The sequence below is a fragment of the Novosphingobium sp. P6W genome (genome assembly GCF_000876675.2).
Taxonomy (GTDB): Bacteria; Pseudomonadota; Alphaproteobacteria; order Sphingomonadales; family Sphingomonadaceae; genus Novosphingobium.
Map to the genome: position 1 here is coordinate 273,169 of NZ_CP030353.1, position 17,995 is coordinate 291,163.

Genomic DNA, 17,995 nt, shown 5'->3' on the forward strand with positions numbered 1-17,995 from the left:
TCTTTCAAGGAGATCCGTGTGCGCAAAAGAGTGATTGCTGGTTCGCTGTTGGCTCTAACGTTCACACTAGCCGGATGCAATTTCCTTTCCGGAGAACCTGACAAGGCAGCAGTCGCGACCAGCATCGACCAGGTGCACTGGGACGACGCATCGGTACGCCAGCTTCGCAAGGCTATCGACGGACGCGCTGCACACGGCCTCGATCGCATGAAATTTGTCGTAGAAGGCCAGCCCGGCAGCGCCGAGGGCGAAAAGGCGCTGACCCGCAGCGCGCTTCGCTATGCGGCAGCCTTGGCACGCGGTGCCTCAGATCCTGACAAGCTATACGACATCTACACGGTGCCGCGTCCCAAGCCAGACCTGCTGCGGAGGCTTGCCGGTGCGCTTTCGACCGGTAAGGTCGGCGACTGGATCGATGGCCTTGCGCCCAAGGACGATGGTTATCGCAGCCTCTCAAAAGCCTATATCGCGCTGCGCAAGCAGGGTGATGCGCCAACCCCCGCCATTCCGGACAAGGGTGAGCCGCTGAAACCCGGCACTGCCGACCCGCGTATTCCCGCGATAGCCCGCCAGTTGGTGGCGTCCGACTATCTTGACCGGGCCGCAGCGCAGGGTAGTAGCTACAGCCCGGCAATGGTCCAGGCCGTGCAGCACATGCAGGCCGATTACGGGATCAAGCCCGACGGCGTCATCGGCAGCGACGCGCTCGAAATCCTCAACTTGTCCGATGCGGACCGTGCAAGGACGATCGCGGTTGCCATGGAGCGAATGCGCTGGCTGGATCGTAATGCTCCGCCTACCCGCATCGATGTAAATATAGCCGCCGGAAGGCTGCTCTACTGGCGCGACGGAAAGGTTGCCGACAGCCGCAAGGTCGTGGTCGGCGAACCGGAGAACGAAACGCCGCAGCTGGGATCGCCGATCTACCGGCTCGTGGCCAATCCGACATGGACCGTGCCCCGCTCGATCCAGAACAAGGAAATCGCCGGCAAGGGCAGCGCCTATCTGCGCCGCAACAACATGGCCTGGAAGGACGGCTGGGTTGTCCAGCAGCCGGGCCCGAAAAACTCGCTCGGCCTGGTCAAGTTCGACATGAAGAACGAGCACCAGATCTACCTTCACGACACCCCCGCCAAGCAGCTGTTCCAGGAAGTCCAGCGCCAGCGCAGCCACGGCTGCGTCCGGGTCGAGGATGCGCTGGGCTTTGCGGAAATGCTGGCGCGCGACGAAGGTGTGCTCGACGAATGGCACCGCGCCCGCGCGACCGGCAAGGAAACCTTCGTGCCATTGCCGCGAGAGATCCCCGTCAGGCTCATCTACCAGACGGTAGGGTTCGGCGAAGACGGAGAGCCGGTCATCCGCTCCGATCCTTACGGCTGGAACGACGGTGTCGCGGCCGCGCTGGGCTTCGCTGCGGGCCAGGCCTACCGTCTGAAGACCTCGGGCAACGATGTCGGCCCGTAAGCCGCGGGACGTTCAGCCATAACACTCCGTCTGCCTTTGAGGCGTCTAAACGGCGCCTCCGGGGCGGCTGAACGATGCAAACTCCTGTTGCCTGCGGTATCACAAGCCCTATTGGTCATGCCCCGATCCATGCCGGAGAGCAGTTGCTCGTATGAAAAGACCGCTCACGTTTATTTCAGCGCTGGCTCTAGCAGCCGCGCTGCCCGGCACCGCGTTTGCCCAGAGCGCGATCGAAACATTCATCGGTCATGTCGAGCCAGGCGCTGATGGCGGCGCACAGCTTGATATCCGGTTGCTCAACACCGGCACGGCCACGGCCGAGGCAAGCCTTCCCGATGCCGTCGAGGCGCGGCTCGCACGGCCCGGCGCATTGGGCGCAGGGCGCACCGTCATGCTACAACGATCCCCGGCAACGCCTGCCACGATGGCCATCGCCCCCGGCAGCTTCGCTTCCGCGCATTACCAGTTGGCGCCCGGCAGCGTTCAGGACGGCGCGTTGCTCTCGGTGCCCCTCTGGGGCGGACAGGCAGTGACGCTTGCCGCTGCGTCTCCGGTGCCGCCAGCCGCCCCGTCAGGCGCGGCGCCGAACCCCGACGTACAGGTCGCGGACGCCCTCCCGGCAACCCCGCCTCCAAGCGATCGCACCGTGGGCAATGCCTTTCTTGAAAACCTGAGCGCCTACGATCCGATCTATGCCGTCTATGGCCCCGGCACCAACAGCGAGGCGCGCATACAGCTCAGCTTCAAGTACCAGTTGTTCGGTAGCCGCGCCCGTGAAGGCAGGCCTGCACTGGGCGACGGGTTCTACTTCGCCTACACGCAGCGCATGTTCTGGGATCTGGGGGCGGATTCTTCTCCCTTCCGCAACATCGATTTCCAGCCGGAACTATTCTACGTCACCCCGCCCAAAGCGCTGTCCGACAAGACTACGTTGAGCGCACAGATTGGCATGCGTCACGAATCGAACGGGCGCGATGGCGACTTTTCGCGCAGTCTGAACACCGTCTACATAGCGCCGATGGCGGCGTTTTCGCTGGGCGGCGGCACCCGGCTGACCGTCGCCCCGCGCGCATGGTTCTATGCCGGCGACCTGTCGGATAACCCGGATATCCGCCGTTATCGCGGCAACACCGGATTGTTCGTCGAGATCGGCCAGGAGAACGGCCTGCGCCTTTCCACGTCCAGCCGGTTCAACTTCGGCAGCGGCAAGGGCTCGATCGCGGCGGACTTGTCCTACCCGCTGCGCCGCATTCTCGGCGGCGGCCCGGACTTCTACCTCTTCGGCCAGACTTTCACAGGCTACGGCGAAAACCTGCTGGACTACAACCGGCGCACCACCCGCCTGCGCATCGGCGTAGCGCTGGTACGGTGACGGCGTTCAGATAGCCGGCTTCCGCTGGGGGGGCCCAACTTAGGTCAAATTTCCGGAAGCCGTTGGTCGGCAAAACCCCAGCCATGCAGCGTATCCGACCGCCTGATCAACTCAGGAGCATCGCCGATCGAGAATGGATGCGCAGTCTTCGTGGCATCGAGTTCGTCCCAGCTTATCGGGACGGCGACCGGGGCGCCTTCCCGTGACCGTGCGGAATACGGCAGTACGGCCGTCGCCCCGCGCTGATTGCGCAACCAGTCGATGAAGATGCGGCCCTTGCGCTTGGCCTTGCTCATGGTTGCAACGTAGCGGTCGGGCTCTGACAGGCTCATGGCTTCGGCAAAGCGGCGCGAGAAGTCCTTGTGGGTATCCCAGTCGTGGCCCCGTTTCAGCGGCACGACGACATGGATGCCCTTGCCGCCGGAGAGCATGGCGAAGGTCACCAGCCCAAGGTCGGCCAGCCGGGCGCGGATGTCGCCTGCGGCTCGGACGCATTCCTTGAAATCCAGCCCTTCGTCGGGGTCGAGGTCAAAGATCATGCGATCGGGATGTTCCACGTCGTCGGCCCGTGCCGCCCAGCCGTGGAATTCGATCGTGCCCATCTGCACGCAGGAAAGAAGTCCCTCGGCATCGTCCAGATAGAGGTAATCCTCCGCGCCGCCGTCCTTTTCGCGGATCGGCACGTGATGAACGTGATCGCCGAAAGTGCCGCTGTCGTGCTTCTGAAAAAAGCATTTCTTCGCTCGTCCCTGCGGGCAGCGGACGAGGCTGATCGGCCGGTTCGCGACGAACGGCAGTATGAGCGGCGCGACGGCGGCATAGTAGTCCGCAAGGTCGCCCTTAGTGCCGCCGCTTTCGGGGAAGATGACGCGCTCACGGTTACTGATCTTCACTGCGATAGCGGCCTGCGGCGCGGCCTGGGCTTTCTCCGGGGTCACCGCCCGAGCCTTCTTGTCGGTCCTGAGGCCGAGGAAGCTGCCATGGCGAACACGGCCCTCGCCGGTCAGTTCGGCAAAGGCCACTTCTGCCACCAGTTTCGGAGTGACCCAGCTTGCGCCGCGTGTCTCGGCCCGCTCGATCTCCAGCGGCGCAGTCTTGCGCGCCAGCTTCTCAAGCCGGACCGCCATGTCGGCAAGCCCCTCGGCGTCGAAACCGGTGCCCACCTTGCCGCGATAGACAAGGGTCTTGCCTTCGTACTGACCGAGCAACAGGGACGAGAACGGACGACCCTTGGCGCTCGACTTCGCCCATCCCACGATGACGAACTCTTGTCGCCGGGTACACTTGACCTTGACCCATTCCTTGGTGCGGCGGCCCCGGTACGGCGCATCGACGCGCTTGGCGATGATCCCTTCCTGCCCGGCAGCACACATCGCGTCGTAGAGCTTTTCGCCCGCGCCGATCACGTGGTCGGCGACGAAAACGGGCGGAGCGGCATCCGCCAGCAGCGCTTCGAGCCGTTCCTTGCGTTCGATGTTGGGCATCGCCGCCAGATCCTCCCCATCGAGTTCGAGCAGGTCGAACGCATGAAATTCCAGGGGCTGGTGTTCGCTCTGGCTGCCGTTGCCGCGCTTGAGCACGGCCTGGAGGCTGGAGAAATCGGGATTGCCGTCCACCCCCCGGGCGATGATCTCGCCATCGATCAGGCAGGGAGGCAGGTCCAACGCGGCGATGTGCGCGGCGAGCGGGGCGAACTTGTTGGTCCAGTCGAGGCCGCTGCGGGTATGGACGACGACCTTGGCGCCCGCCGCGGCGACGAGCGCACGGTAGCCGTCGAACTTTATCTCGTGCATCCAAAGATTGCCGGTGGGTACAGTGTCGACCAGCGTGGCGAGCTGGACGGCGCGGAATTTCGGCGGGTTGCCCGGCGTTTTCCGCGCGGACTGCGCATTGCGGGCCGAGGCCTTTTCCATGACCTTCGCGAAAGCATCGCCCTTCTTGCCTTTCAGCGAATGGGTGCCGCCCTTGTCGGCTTCAATCTCGGCCATGGTGCGGCCGGTGAGGACGCTGCTGAGGCCCTGCTCGACAAGGACATCGCCCGTCTGCGCATGGGCATCCTTCACCTTGCGCAGCAACCAGTTCTCGCGCTTCTCGCCCGGCCTGGGCTTCATGCGCACCAGCAGCCATTCGCCTTTCATCCGCTCGCCGTCGAGGGTGAAATGGAGATGGCCGTCCTCGATGTCCTTCGCGCTCTTGCCCGCGATCGGCGCCCAGGTGCCCCGGTCCCAGAGCATCACCGTGCCGCCGCCGTACTCGCCCTTGGGGATGCCGCCCTCGAATTCGCTGTAAGAGAGTGGATGGTCCTCGGTGCGGACGGCAAGGCGCTTGTCTTCGGGATCGGCACTTGGCCCCCGGGTCACTGCCCAGGACTTGAGCACACCATCGACTTCGAGGCGGAAATCCCAGTGCAATCGCCGCGCGGCGTGCTTCTGCACGATGAAGCTGTTGCCGCCGGTCCGGCCGCTCCTGCCTGCGGGTTCGGCGGTCCTCGCGAAGTCGCGCTTGCGGTTGTATTCGGCGAGAAGGTCGGCGCCGGGGTTGCCGGCCTTGCCGCTACGCCCGCTTGCGGGCACGGCTGCCACCCGAGGCCGGCGCCTTCTTCGCCGCAGGCTTGCGCGTTGACGAAGGCGACTTGCCGCTGTCCTTGCCGCCCCCGACAGACTTTTTTAGTGCCGCCATCAGGTCGATGACATTGCCCTTTCCGCTGACAGGTTCCTCGACATCCTCCAGGATGCGCTTGTTGCTCTTGGACTTGGCTTTCTTGTCGATCAGGCGGTGGAGCGCATCGACATAGCGATCGTGGAACTCGGCGGGTTTGAACGGCGCGGTTTTCTTGTCGATCAGCGTCGTGGCGAGATCGAGAAGGTCTGCGTCGGGCTTCGCATCCTCGATGTCGCGAAAGTAGCCCTGCGCCTTGTGGACCTCGTCGGCATAGCGCAGCACTTCCATCACCAGACCGCGTCCGCACGGCTTGATCGACACCAGTTGTTCGCGCCCGCGCACTGCCAATTGACCGAGGCCGACCTTGCGCGTTTTACGCAGCGCCTCGCGCAGTACGGTGTAGGCTTCTTCGGCCAGATCGTCTGCCGGGACGATAAAGTACGGCTTCTCGTAATAAAGCACGTCAATCTCGTCGGCATCGACGAACTGGACGAGTTCCAGCGTTTTGCGGCTTTCGATCTTGACCGCCTCGATCTCTTCCTCGTCGAGCAGGACATAGCTGCCTTTGGAGACCTCGAAACCCTTGATGATCTCGTCGCGGTCGACCGGGCCGACGCCGGGCGCGACTTTTTCGTAGCGGATTCGCTTGCCGCTGGGCTCGTGGATCTGGTGGAAAGCAATCGCCGCGCCCGATCGCGTCGCCGGGTAGACCTCTATAGGGATCGAGACGAGCGCCAGACGAATCTGGCCTTTCCAGTAGGCGCGTGCGGGCATGGCGGATTCCTTTCTCGCTTGGACAAGCCGATGCGGGGCAGGTGGTTCCCGGTCGCCTTAATAAGCAGTGCGAGGCTGCGTGATTAAGGATCGATAGCTTCGTCGCACCGGCGCATGGCGGCAGGTGACGATCGGTGCCGCAGAATACCGAGCATGAGAGCGGCGGGTGCGATGATCGGGCCATAGAAGACACAAGTGTCGGTCACGCCGCCGCCGGCCAGGGCGCCTGCTGGGTTGACGAATTGGATCACAGCCACTTGGCTCCAAACGCGGCCGGTCTCCAATGGATAGAGTACTCATTCCAAGCCCGACAACTGGGCATGCCGGTATAACCACTTTGACCGCTACAAGCCGTTCAAATGTTATGACGATATGGCAGGATTTTCCGAAATGACGGCGTTCGGGTTCGCGAGACCAACCTGATCAAAATGCTCGGGATCTGATTTCGATGGTCAGGTGCTGACGGACCGCCTCTTCGGCAGGGGGGGACCAGAGCCCGCTACGTGATGCCATATTCTCACACGTCTTGATCGGTCGACTGTTACCTGACGGCACTTACCGCCAAGACACCGATTTGGCGGCGGTCGGATCGATGCGATGGCTTTGCTGCTTTTCAACGCAGAAGCCCGATTCCCAGGCGGCACGGTGCGACATGGTCCAATAGGGATTGTCGGTGATCAAAAGGTTATCCTGAGCGGCTTTAATCCCCCAGTTATAAGCACGAACATCGTAATTCATTTGACCTCTCGATTCTATTGGGGGGGATCCACAAGCATAGGATGGAAGGCGACGCGCCCCGCCGCTGCCGCGCCAAGCCGTGTATGGAGGCTCCTGAATCTAGGTTCACAACGACGCCTAGGCCCTCGCCAGTGGCAAAGAACGCCGGCGAGCATATTGGTAACAACTTACCGCCAACCGAGCAGATTTGCTACGAGGGCATCGTGTCTCGGCTATATACGAAAGGATATGCAAAGGGCATCAATACGCTGCGGGGCGCGTTGTTGATCGTGCATACGCCAAAATGTGGAGGAGCGATTGCAGATGATTTCGAAGCCGCCTCACATTGCATTGGCACAAACCGCCAGCCACACGTCGAGGCCCGCTAGGTTGGCATTGCTGTGCCTTGCAATCGGCACGATCTTCATCGCAGATACGCTGACTGACTATGAAATTGCGGTCGCGGTCTTCTACGTCACAACGGTGCTTATAGCCTCGGCGTTTTTATCCGTGCGCGGGGTGCTGGCATGTTCAATAACATGCTGCGCTCTAACTGTTTGCAGCGTGATCCTGAACGATCGAGGCGCCTACCAGGCGGGCCTCATCAATTGCATGCTTAGCATATGCGCCATCTCGGCCACGACTTATCTGGCGTTGCAAAGGTCCTCAGCCTTGCAGGCCGAACAGACGTCCAGGTCGCAATTGGTGCGGCTCTCAAGGGTAAGCACGCTGGGTGAGTTGGCGACGTCGATTGCTCATGAGGTAAAGCAGCCACTCACGGGCATCGTCGCCAGCGCAAGTGCGTGCCGGAACTGGCTTAGCAGTGATCCGCCGAACGTGACGAGGGCGGAGCAAGCTGTTGCGCGCATAATAGCCGATGCGGGGCGAGCTTGCGGAATCGTCGATCGCGTTCGCAAATTGTCCAAGCGCGCATCTCCAGAAGCTGAATGGGTCGATGCGGAGATCCTGGTTGCCGAAGTCGTTTCGCTGTGCCGGCGGGAACTGGATCGGCATGACATCAGCGTCATTACAGAGGTGATCGACGGGCCCGCGATCGTCTTTGCCGACGTCGTTCAAATTCAGCAGGTTCTCATCAATCTCATCCTCAACGCGCTGGAAGCGATGGCAGGCACCAAACGCCCTTCAGCAATGGGCGTGACGATCGGGATCGCTATGCAGGAAGAAAGTGCGCAGATCACCATCGCGGACACGGGGCCAGGCATCGACGGTAATCGGTTGGACGAGATTTTTGATCCGTTCTACAGTAGCAAGGAGGATGGAATTGGTCTCGGCCTCGCGATCAGCCGATCAATCATCGAATCGCATGGCGGCCGTATCTGGGCGAAATCGGACCTGGTGAGCGGGGCCAAATTCATCTTCACGCTACCTGCCCGTCAGAGCGGCGAGACACAGACCAGCTTCCAAATTGCTACATCGGTGAGCCGGCGCGATTCCGATTAGAAATTGCTAATGAGCGACCGGCGTATCCGTCGCGTAGCTCTGTGCATTGACGACGACCTCGAATACTAAATTTTTCTCCTCGTCGACGACTTTCACTGACCATTCTTTCCCTGAACAGAAATCGTCCGGCGCCTGGATGAGCATGTCGCCCGTGAACTGAACGGCCTCCTTCTTGGCCGCATGAAGATCAACCAGAGACATTCCCTGCAGGTCTGGATACTTCTGACCATCGGTTACGTGGAAATAATAGTTAGGCATCCATCTCTCCTGCCGGTTTGCAGGTGCGCGCTGCTTATAAGATACGCGCTATTTTCTGCTACCCATCGACCCAATTAATTTGCCGAAATCGCATACGAATAACTGCGCAGCAAGCTCGACACTTAGCGAAAATGCAGATTGGTCAGGGCCGCACCAGGCTAATGCGCTAAGCTACAATGATATAATCACTAGAAAATACTTATCTAGAAAGGCATGGTGTCTTTCCGATATACCAAAGTATATTGCAGAAAAACGTTGTGCCCACTCATCGCAAATGCGATAACGGGAAGACATTTCCACTCTAGGGCACGCAACTTGTTTTGTTTTGCCCGGGATCGACACTCAAACAGTCGCCTGATCCCGGTTTATCCCGTCGCGATAGCCCAAGTTTTTAGCGTCGACCGCCGGCTATCGCCATGATCGTACCGAGTAGTAATTCAATGGAACCGGCTGTGATCCGATCGCCGAATAACCAGCGACTATCACTGATATCGCGCCGTGTCGGCGGGGCCTTCGCGCGATCGTTTTTTCTGATATTCGCCCTGGGTTCGATCTTTGCCGCCGATACTCTGACGAATTACGAGATCGCAGTAGCCGTTCTGTACGTCGTCCCAATTCTCATCGCCGCCGAGTTCCTCCAGACACGCGGCGTCCTTGCCATCGCAGCGCTGTGTGCTGGTCTCACGCTGGCCAGTTTCATCCTCACCGAAGAAGGGATATACGAAGCGGGCACCGTCAATTGCGCCCTGAGCATGTGCGCGATCGCGGCGACAACTTATCTTGCGTTACAACGATCCTCGGCGCTGTTGGCCGAACACAAGGCGCGAATTCAACTCACACGTTTGTCGCGCGTGAACACCTTGGGCGAAATAGCTACGTCCATTGCGCACGAGGTCAACCAGCCTTTGACCGGTATCGTCTCAAGCGCCGGCGCCTGCCGCAATTGGCTCGCCGGGGACCATCCTAATATCGACAAAGCGCTGCAGGCCCTGGAGCGCATGATCGCCGATGCCAATCGGGCGAGCGGGATCGTCGATCGCGTTCGTAATCTCTCAAGACGCGCGGCGGCCAAAGCCGAATGGTGCGATACCGACATATTGATGAGCGAAGTGGTCGCGCTTTGCCGAAGCGAATTGGACCGCAACGGAGTCGTTCTCACCAGAGAAGCGGACCTTGGCGCGGCGCAGGTGTTTGCCGATGCTGTGCAAATCCAGCAGGTCCTGATCAACCTGGTGCTGAACGCGGTGGAAGCGATGGCAGCTTGTGCGGCTGGAGGCCGGACCCTGATCATTGCGGTCGCCAGACAACCTGGTGACGCGGTCTTCTTTACCGTTGGTGATACCGGGCATGGGCTCGATCCGCAGGGTATCGAGCAGATCTTCGATCCTTTCTACAGCACCAAAACCGGCGGGATCGGCATGGGTTTGGCCATCAGTCGCTCCATCGTCGAATCTCATGGCGGGCGTATCTGGGCGGAAGCCAGGTCGCCAAGCGGGGCAAATTTCCATTTCAGTCTGCCCGGGCGTATAAAGGCGGCAGCATGAGCATGACACCGCCCGGCGCAGATCCTGATACGATCGTCTACATCGTCGATGACGACCCCTCGGTGCGGGCAGGTCTTGCCGATCTCCTGGCCTCGGTCGGCATCGATTCGATGAGTTTCCCATCGGCGAAACATTTCATGGGGTTCGAACGGTCGAATCGCATTTCCTGCCTGGTTCTCGACGTGCGAATGCCCGGCCTGAGTGGCCTCGATTTCCAGGATGAAATGGCTGCGCATGGCATCATCATGCCAACAATTTTCATCACTGCTCACGGCGACATTCCCATGTCGGTAAGGGCAATGAAGGCGGGCGCGGTCGAATTCCTGACAAAGCCCTTTCGCGACCAGGATCTACTGGACGCTATCCAGCAGGCATTGCTGCTGGATCATCAAATTCGCGAGGGTGCCGAAGTCCGATCCGTCCTGCTTGAGCGCCATGCAACGCTGAACGAGGGTGAACGGGCCGTAATGGATTTCGTCGTCGCCGGCCTGCTCAACAAGCAGATAGCTGCGGAGCTTTCCCTTAGCGAGGTAACTATCAAGGTGCGGCGCGGTCACGTCATGCGCAAAATGGGCGCCAGTTCGCTGGCTGATCTCGTGCGATACGCTGGACGGATCGACGGATCCGACCAGCACGTCCTCAAGCTCAAATCTTAAAACGGTGATCGAGCGTTTTGAATCGGCAGGAGATTCCCTTCGACCGCGATTTTCTGCTTCAGAATCCGTGCTGCACGGCCCGGTTTGCTGTTGCACCATTAACGGCGGCCCGCTGGCAGGCACAGCAGCGCGAGACGGGTGACTTTGCCCCAAAGCCGCATGGCGGTGACATGCGTTCGCGGCGGATGGAAGACCGGGCAACGTCCGTCCAAGTTCTCTCCATCGGCCGCACCATCTTCGGCAGATCCTTTTGAAGATTCGGCATCGTGGGGAATTGGTGATGTGAATATCGAACCGCTGCGGCTTCAGCGCTTGGGTAACGTCAGGCGGAAACGTAGCAATGCTTCGGGTTCGTCCGTCTGGATCATGGAAATGCCCTGCGCCCACAGCTTGCCCCAGACGTCCTGCGGCATGCGCAGCGCTTCGCGGTCGCCGCCTGCGCCGATGGCAAAGCCGTCCCACAACGTGTTGGACCAGACCCGAACCCCGGCTTCCCGAGCCGCTTTCGCGATTGCAGGCAAAGCCGCTGCAGGCGTGTAAGGTAGTTCGATACCGACGGGACGCACCTTACCCTTGACCTGCGCGGCGATAGTGGCGGGGATGTCGCGACCATCGCCGTCGACACTGCGCGGGATCAACATGAACGGAACCTCGTCGTAAGGGGCCATCGATGCGGCAGGAGCTGACCCCGGACCGACGGAGGTTTTGACGATGACCCAGTCTTCCGCGCTCGCCCGCTTCACCGCGTCGATCACTTCGGGATAGAGCCCGGCCTGCACGTCGAGATTGAGCATGATGCGGCCCTTGGCCTTCGCAAGGATCTCATCGAGAAGGGGGACGCGGTAATCGGTCGGCGGCGTTACCTTGCCTCCGCTGGTGAGGCCTTCGTCCCGGCGCAAATGCAGGCTCTTGATCTGCACGAGAGTGAGGTCTGCGACCTTTCCGGTGCCATCGGTGGTGCGATCGACGCTATCGTCGTGGATCATGACGAGATGGCCGTCGAGCGTGCGACGAATGTCGGTTTCCATGACATCGACGCCCAATTGCACGCAGCGCTCCAGCGCCAGCAGCGAGTTTTCCGGCGCAGAGCCGAAGCCATGGTAAGGCGCGGGCGAATGGCAGCCCCGATGCGCGACAACGATCAACGCACCGTTGGGATCGCGAACCCGGTCCATGGGAGCGTTTTTCGCGGGGCTGCGCCCGGCATCGGCACTCGCCGTACCGGCTGCGAAAAGGAAAGCGGTCAGCGCGGCTGACCGCGCCAGATGATGGCAGGTTTTCATGCAGGAAAGGTCCGATCAGTATCTGTAGAAAAGGGGCGGGTACGAAAGCATTCGGGCTTTTTGCCCATGTTCAAAGCCAAGGCACCGCCCGTCCACATCGGGCAGTGCCTCAGGCCGGTGTCACCACTTGCGGCTGACGACCAGGCGCACGTTGCGCCCGAACAGCGGGCGGCCGAATACAGCCTCCGGTGTTCCCTGCCCGGTAAGCGTATCGCCGGCGGTATTGCCTTCGGTAAGACCATGCGCGTTGGTGAGGTTGTCCCCCACGATCTGCAGGCGCCAGGCGTCGTGCTCGTATGTGATGCCTCCGCCAAAGTAGCCGTATGCAGGCAGCGCCGTCGTGTTGGTCACGTCGACATAGCGGCGGCTGACGTAGTCGTAGCGACCGTAGACACTTAGGCGGTCCGACCCCAGGACGAAGTCCAGCGTCGGGCGGATGTTGCCATAGACCTTGGGCTGGCGCACGATCTGCGCGCCTTCGATCGCACCGGCATCGGCGCCGGATGTGTTGGCGAAGTCCAAGTACTTGGGATCCTGCACCGTCACCGAACCGGCGATCTTGAACGGCCCGGCGACATGCAGCGCGCCGTCCGCCTCGACGCCCTTATTCTCAGCCGTGCCGACGAAGGTGACAGTCTGGTCGCTGCGACCAGTCGCCGGGTTATAGGCGCTGAAGCTGGCGTTCAGGGGATCGAATTTGGTGTAGAAGGCGGTCAGGTACAGGTACGAACGCCCGAACGCGAGTTTTAGCCCTGCTTCGAACAGCTTTGCCTTGCTGCTGGCCAGCGAGGATCCTTCGTTGATCGTCACCATCGCATTGGCCGGCACCTGCAACTGCGAAGCACGGCCATAGAAGCCCAGGTTGTCGGTAAGGTCGTAGTTGACGCCGACTGTCCAGTTGGTGGCTTCGACCTTCGGGCTGGAGGAGACGATCGCGCCGGTGAAGGCACGGGTCGAATTGTCAGCCAGCGTGGTCGGATCGCCGAGGTTGGCCACTTCGGTCACGCGACGGAACCCGTTGTAGCTGTACCATTCATGGCGCAGACCAAGGTCGATGCGCAGCCGATCGGTCACGTCCCATGTGTCGCTGGCGTAAAGCGCGATGACCTGTCCGTCGAATTCGCCCGAATTGAGAGAGGGTGCGATCTGGATCGCGCCGTTATCGGTGACATAGCCCTTTATCGCGCCATCGGCGCCATAAGCGACAAGATCGAGGACTTCGGGGTTGCCGGCAACCTGCAGAAGGTAGTTCTGGTAGGCCGCGAAAGTCCTGTTGCCCCAAAGCGCGCCGTAGCCGCCTACCCTGATGTCATGGCTACCCAGCCCGGTCTCGAACTTGCGCGTGAGGCTGAGATCGCCCTGCCCCGAATAGAACCTGGTATCGATCGAACGATACTGCGCCGATACGACAAGGCCGGAGTCCGCATAAGGATCATAGACGGTCTGCCCGTTGCTTCCGGCCAGTGCATAACCAAGCGAGGCAACGCCGCTGCCAAACGCCGTGGTCGCGGCGCTCAGGTACCCCGAGGCGAACTTGTTGGCGTCAACCGGGTTGGAGGTGGAATAGAGCGCGTCGAAATGACTGCGGCCTTCCGTGTAGCCGCCCTTTGCCAACACGTGCCAATCACCAAAGTCGCCTTCGTAGTCCAGCCCGACGTTGCCGAAGCGCATATGACGGCCGTTGGCGAGATCGCCGCGCTGGTTCTGCACGACGCCCGCGCCGTCGCGGTAACGGATGTTCACGTCGCGCAGACCGTCCGAGGCGAGCGTGCCGTTGAAAAAGTCCACATAGTCGTTGAGGCTGTGCGAGGGATCGTTCGGGTAGGCCGTCGGGATCGACAGATAGAAGATGTTGTGGTCGTTGGTGTACTGGCCCGACACCTTGATCGACCCGTTGCCGAACTCATGCAGCAGGTTGGCGCGAATCTGACCGCCGCGGTCTGCCGGGAAACCGCTGTCGCGGTAGCCGTCGTTCTGCCGGATGAACCCGCCCACGGCATAAAACGTATTCTCGTCGATCGGCCCGGACTGGTAGGCGTCGAGCCGATAGAGCCCGGTCGTCCCCAGTGTAAGCTGCGCCTCGCCCTGCGGAGTGGCGGTGCCGGTGCGGGTGATCACGTTGGCAACCGCCGCGGCTGCACTTGCGTAGATCGGCGCAGGACCGCCGCGCACCACCTCGACGCGCTGCGTCATGAGGTCGGTGCGGTTCATGCCGTCTCCCTGATTGAAGAAGAAACCGTCCAGCTCATGGTAGAGCGGCAGGCCGTCCTGCTGGAAGTAAAGATAGCCTCGATCGGTGGGGATGCCCCGGACGCGGGTGATATTCTGGACTTCGCCGCCGGTGCCCTCGATCTGGATGCCCGGCAGGGTGCCCAACAATTCGGCCATGTTCTTGGGTGCCAGGTCGCGAATGGCATCGGCGTCGAAGGCATTGACGGCGTATGACACGTCAAAGCGGCGCTGCTGACGCGCAGAGCCGGTGACGATGATATCCTCGCCCTTCCCATCAATGGCTTCGGGCGATGTCGGCCGCGCGGACACGGCATCCTGTGCCGACGCCGGATTAATCAGGAAAAGGGATGACGCGGCAGCGCCGAGCATCATGAGATTGCGATTGGTCATAGTTCAGCCCCCAGGCAGAGTGGTTCGGCGGGGCTAATGACGCCGGTCCATGACAGTTTTAATTGCTTACTTGTAATTAAATCGGGGCTGAAAATTCCTCGAGTGCCCAGCCATCAGTGACTTCCGATCTTTGCAGTGACCGCGCTGATAGGACCCATCGCCGCTCCGACAACGACGGCCTTGCTGCCGATGGAAGAGGCCAGGATTACCGGCTTTTCCGCGAAGTATCCGGAGTTGCGTTCGTCACTTAGAATGCGGACGCGGGCGGTCAGATCATCAAGCAAGGGCAGCGGCAAAGCTCCGGAAAGCACGACCACTCCCGGGTCGAGCCACGCAACGCCGCTGATGATGGCCTGCTCTATCTGCGCGGCGACGCGGGAAGCCCAGGCCTCGAAAATATCCGGGTGCTTCGGCATCAGGTCCGCCAATTCCGCCAGAGAATCAATGCTGACCCCGCTCCGCTTTAATGTTGCCATCAGGTCTATCCCCGATGGACGTGGGCCGTTCCCGGGGAACAGGCGGCCGACCTCGCCAGCGTTCGCATGCTCTCCTGAAAACAGATCGCGGTCGGCGACCACCCCGCCCCCAAACCCGTGACCAAGGAAAAGCACCAGGACCGACCGGTGTTGGCCAATGACGCCGCTCTGGTAATATTCGGCAAGGGCGGCGGCGGTGCCTTCGTTTTCGATCCATACGGGCATGCCCAGGACATCGCCGATGACCTCGTCGAGCGGCACGTCGTTCCATGGCGGCAGCCAGTCCACCACCTTGCGCCGGTTGCGATCGGCCCGAAGAGCATAGCCCGGAACCGCGATGCCGACGCCCAGGAACCGTCCGCGCATCACGCCGTGCGTGGCCGCCAGTCCGCGCAGGCGTGCGTCGATCGTTCGCGCGAACGTGCGCGGATCAGGATCGGTGAACGGGTGGGCGTCATGAACCAGAAGGGCTCCGCTGAAATCTACAATCGCCAGTTCCAACGTAACCGCTGATCCTACCCCACGCATTGGTGGTGGCAGGATTTATATCAGGCTGCTGGCGTCATGCGCGCGAAGGCGCACTGGTCATGGATCAGCGAGATGATTTGCGGGACCATGCGCCACGTATCGGCAATTGCCAGATTGGCGCTCGGATCACCCAGTTGTTCGATCCATGACGGGCCACCTGTAATTGTTCTGTGGCCAAGCAGTGCCGCGAGCGGGTAGCCGAACTCCGGGTCGGCGATGAAGGGCTTCCACGCCTCCATGTCGAGATGCATGGCTGTGAAGAACCCGTTGGCGAAGTCCTCGAGCAGTACCTCGCCTTCCTCGGTGCGCATGTAGATCGGGGCGTACGCCTCGGGCTTCTCGGCGAGCTCGATGCAGATGCGGCTATACCGCTTGAGGATCGTTCGGCGCGCAGGCGCCGAGCGCGCACTTTGAGCATGGTCGCGCAGGATGCTCCTGATCCATACGTCGGGGTCAATGACGCTGGGGCCTGCGGCGACTGCGGCCAGGAAGCCGTCGATCGATGAGACGCCAGCTACGGGGGGATCAAGCTCGTCGAGCCATATCTCGAGCTGTTCGAGCGAGAGGGTCCGGCCCTGCGATGTGCGAGGTTTGAAGTTCATGCCGCCAACGCTTTTACCGGTTCTGCCGCCGGCCGCCAGTTCCATGGGAGCAAGATGTCCAGTTCGTTGATCTTCACAGCGCCCGTGACGATACGCTCCAGCACGTCATTCAGCCAGGTGTAGGGATCCAGGCCGCCCAGGCGAGCCGTCTGGAGAAGCGATGCCATGACGGCCCAGGTCTGGGCTCCTTCCTCGCTACCAGCGAAGAGGCTGGATTTGCGGCCCTGGGCCACATTTCTCATGCCGCGCTCGACGGTGTTGGTATCGACCTCGATCCGGCCGTCTTCCAGGAACAGCGTCAGCCCCTTCCAATGGTTGAGCGTGTAGCGCATCGCCTTGGCCAGATCGGACTTCGGCGACAGACGTGGAAGCATGGTGTCGATCTGCGCCTTGATCTTCGCCATGACGTCGGCGGTTTCGGCGAGACGAGCCTGGAGGCGCTGTGCGGCGGTGCCTTTGCGCACACGCGCCTCGACCACGTAGACCTGACTGATCAGGGCGATGATTGCCGCGGCCACCGGCGATGGCGATTTGCGGTAGGCATCGACGAACTTGCGCCGGGCGTGGGCAAGACAGAAGGCGAGTGTGATCTTACCTCGGCCCGGACCACTGCGCACAAGCGCCTTGTAGGCACCATAGCCGTCGACCTGGATAACGCCCTGGTAGCGGGCGAGTTGTTCGAACGCCTCGGCATGCCGCCGTCCGCGAGCATGGATATACACCACTGCCGGATGGGCCGGGCCTGACCACGGTCCGTCATCACAAGCGTGCGCCCAGAACTGTGTCGTGCGGGTTCGTCTTCGCCCTTTTTCGAGGACCGGCATGCGGGTCTCATCGCAGAAGATCCGGGACTGGCTGTGGATGTAGGCAAGCAGGCGATCATAGAGCGCCTTCACCCACCATGCGATCTTACGCATCCAGCGGCTCGGTAATGCCCGGTCGAGGATGACGCCCTGGCCTGCGAGCATCTGCAACTGCCGATTGAGCGGGATCGACCAGGCGAAGCGCGCCGTCGCCATCCAGGCCAGCGTTGAGGTGGTGACCATCGAGCCCGGGATCGCGCGGCGCGGTGCCGGCGCCTGAACGACGCCCTCCCGGCATTTTCGGCAGGCATAGCGAGGACGCACTGTGCGGATGACGCGAACGATGGCCGGCACCCAGTCGAGTGCTTCGCTGGCATCTTCGCCGATCCTGTGGAGTGTGCCGGCGCAGCAGGGGCAATCCAGCGTGTCGGGATCGATCACGCGCTCGACGCGCTCGATATGGGCCGGCAGTGCCATCACGCCTCGCTTGCGCCGTGGGCGAGCGACGGCAGGCTTGTCTTCGGCGTCGCCATCGTCGTTAGCTGCGGCAGCCGGCGTGGTTACGAGGTCGCCGAGATCAAGAATTCCCTGGTCGCCCAGGATCGCGCTGGCGCGTTCCGAACGGCTGCCGAAGGCCTGATGGGCCATGCCTTTGAGCAGCGCGCGCAGCTGGGCGTTTTCTGCCTGGAGCTCACGCACCAGAGCCGCCATTTGCTCCATATCTTCAGGGAGATCGTCGGCTTGGGCGGGCATGGCTGACTATACCACACCGGC

At 61.6% G+C, this 17,995-nt stretch carries 14 protein-coding genes and 1 pseudogene; 6 read left to right on the forward strand and 9 right to left on the reverse strand.

The features are described 5' to 3' along the window. Positions 1 to 18: 18 nt before the first annotated feature. Positions 19 to 1,464 carry a L,D-transpeptidase family protein gene (locus TQ38_RS17680; protein WP_043975094.1) on the forward strand — a complete coding sequence of 482 codons (1,446 nt, stop codon included), beginning with the start codon at positions 19 to 21 and terminating at the stop codon, positions 1,462 to 1,464. Between the two features lie 151 nt (positions 1,465 to 1,615). Further along, positions 1,616 to 2,836, forward strand: coding sequence for a phospholipase A (locus TQ38_RS17685; RefSeq protein ID WP_043975095.1), 1,221 nt, complete (start codon positions 1,616 to 1,618; stop codon positions 2,834 to 2,836). A gap of 44 nt (positions 2,837 to 2,880) precedes the next feature. Here TQ38_RS17685 and ligD read toward each other — a convergent pair whose 3' ends face one another. From ligD to TQ38_RS17705, 3 genes are all read right to left on the reverse strand, one after another. Then, positions 2,881 to 5,418: a DNA ligase D gene (gene ligD, locus TQ38_RS17690; RefSeq protein ID WP_043975098.1), complete on the reverse strand. Its 2,538-nt coding sequence runs from the start codon at positions 5,416 to 5,418 to the stop codon at positions 2,881 to 2,883. Beyond that, entirely contained in the window at positions 5,390 to 6,271 is an 882-nt protein-coding gene (locus TQ38_RS17695; protein WP_043975100.1) for a Ku protein, read from the reverse strand. Before TQ38_RS17695 ends, ligD begins: the two co-directional genes overlap by 29 nt. Positions 6,272 to 6,826: 555 nt before the next feature. Continuing rightward, a complete protein-coding gene (locus tag TQ38_RS17705; RefSeq protein ID WP_043975104.1) occupies positions 6,827 to 7,009 on the reverse strand; it encodes a hypothetical protein in 183 nt (60 codons plus the stop codon). Between the two features lie 303 nt (positions 7,010 to 7,312). On the opposite strand from TQ38_RS17705, the gene TQ38_RS17710 reads away from it, so the two are divergent. Beyond that, positions 7,313 to 8,449: a sensor histidine kinase gene (locus TQ38_RS17710; protein WP_043975106.1), complete on the forward strand. Its 1,137-nt coding sequence runs from the start codon at positions 7,313 to 7,315 to the stop codon at positions 8,447 to 8,449. A 6-nt stretch (positions 8,450 to 8,455) separates the two neighbouring features. Here the strand turns inward: TQ38_RS17710 and TQ38_RS17715 are convergent, their stop codons facing one another. Continuing rightward, positions 8,456 to 8,707 carry a hypothetical protein gene (locus TQ38_RS17715; RefSeq protein ID WP_043975108.1) on the reverse strand — a complete coding sequence of 84 codons (252 nt, stop codon included), beginning with the start codon at positions 8,705 to 8,707 and terminating at the stop codon, positions 8,456 to 8,458. Positions 8,708 to 9,159: 452 nt separating this feature from the next. On the opposite strand from TQ38_RS17715, the gene TQ38_RS17720 reads away from it, so the two are divergent. From TQ38_RS17720 to TQ38_RS30620, 3 genes and pseudogenes are all read left to right on the forward strand, one after another. Continuing rightward, positions 9,160 to 10,251: a sensor histidine kinase gene (locus TQ38_RS17720; RefSeq protein WP_205316159.1), complete on the forward strand. Its 1,092-nt coding sequence runs from the start codon at positions 9,160 to 9,162 to the stop codon at positions 10,249 to 10,251. Continuing rightward, entirely contained in the window at positions 10,248 to 10,907 is a 660-nt protein-coding gene (locus TQ38_RS17725; RefSeq protein WP_043975110.1) for a response regulator transcription factor, read from the forward strand. The genes TQ38_RS17720 and TQ38_RS17725 overlap by 4 nt, the downstream gene beginning before the upstream one ends. A 77-nt stretch (positions 10,908 to 10,984) precedes the next feature. Continuing rightward, positions 10,985 to 11,125, forward strand: a pseudogene (locus tag TQ38_RS30620) (IS630 family transposase); the annotation flags it as partial. Between the two features lie 87 nt (positions 11,126 to 11,212). Here the strand turns inward: TQ38_RS30620 and TQ38_RS17735 are convergent. From TQ38_RS17735 to TQ38_RS17755, 5 genes are all read right to left on the reverse strand, one after another. Then, positions 11,213 to 12,190, reverse strand: a complete 978-nt coding sequence (locus TQ38_RS17735) for a glycerophosphodiester phosphodiesterase family protein (protein ID WP_043975113.1) — start codon at positions 12,188 to 12,190, stop codon at positions 11,213 to 11,215. A 120-nt stretch (positions 12,191 to 12,310) separates the two neighbouring features. Continuing rightward, on the reverse strand, positions 12,311 to 14,812 hold the full coding sequence (locus TQ38_RS17740) for a TonB-dependent receptor (protein WP_240198124.1): 2,502 nt from the start codon (positions 14,810 to 14,812) through the stop codon (positions 12,311 to 12,313). Between the two features lie 113 nt (positions 14,813 to 14,925). Then, entirely contained in the window at positions 14,926 to 15,789 is an 864-nt protein-coding gene (locus TQ38_RS17745) for an ROK family protein (RefSeq protein ID WP_052505678.1), read from the reverse strand. Positions 15,790 to 15,836: 47 nt separating this feature from the next. Beyond that, complete coding sequence (locus TQ38_RS17750; protein WP_043973519.1) at positions 15,837 to 16,418, reverse strand: UPF0149 family protein; 582 nt, start codon at positions 16,416 to 16,418, stop codon at positions 15,837 to 15,839. Further along, a complete protein-coding gene (locus TQ38_RS17755) occupies positions 16,415 to 17,974 on the reverse strand; it encodes an IS66 family transposase (protein ID WP_043973231.1) in 1,560 nt (519 codons plus the stop codon). The genes TQ38_RS17750 and TQ38_RS17755 overlap by 4 nt, the downstream gene beginning before the upstream one ends. Between the last annotated feature and the right edge of the window lie 21 nt (positions 17,975 to 17,995).

Coding starts and splice junctions, on each gene's coding strand:
- TQ38_RS17695 (WP_043975100.1), bottom strand. CDS start 6,271: ATGCCCGCACGCGCCTACTGGAAAGGCCAGATTCGTCTGGCGCTCGTC.
- TQ38_RS17755 (WP_043973231.1), bottom strand. CDS start 17,974: ATGCCCGCCCAAGCCGACGATCTCCCTGAAGATATGGAGCAAATGGCG.
- TQ38_RS17725 (WP_043975110.1), top strand. CDS start 10,248: ATGAGCATGACACCGCCCGGCGCAGATCCTGATACGATCGTCTACATC.
- TQ38_RS17740 (WP_240198124.1), bottom strand. CDS start 14,812: ATGACCAATCGCAATCTCATGATGCTCGGCGCTGCCGCGTCATCCCTT.
- TQ38_RS17685 (WP_043975095.1), top strand. CDS start 1,616: ATGAAAAGACCGCTCACGTTTATTTCAGCGCTGGCTCTAGCAGCCGCG.
- TQ38_RS17750 (WP_043973519.1), bottom strand. CDS start 16,418: ATGAACTTCAAACCTCGCACATCGCAGGGCCGGACCCTCTCGCTCGAA.
- TQ38_RS17715 (WP_043975108.1), bottom strand. CDS start 8,707: ATGCCTAACTATTATTTCCACGTAACCGATGGTCAGAAGTATCCAGAC.
- TQ38_RS17710 (WP_043975106.1), top strand. CDS start 7,313: ATGATTTCGAAGCCGCCTCACATTGCATTGGCACAAACCGCCAGCCAC.
- TQ38_RS17735 (WP_043975113.1), bottom strand. CDS start 12,190: ATGAAAACCTGCCATCATCTGGCGCGGTCAGCCGCGCTGACCGCTTTC.
- TQ38_RS17705 (WP_043975104.1), bottom strand. CDS start 7,009: ATGAATTACGATGTTCGTGCTTATAACTGGGGGATTAAAGCCGCTCAG.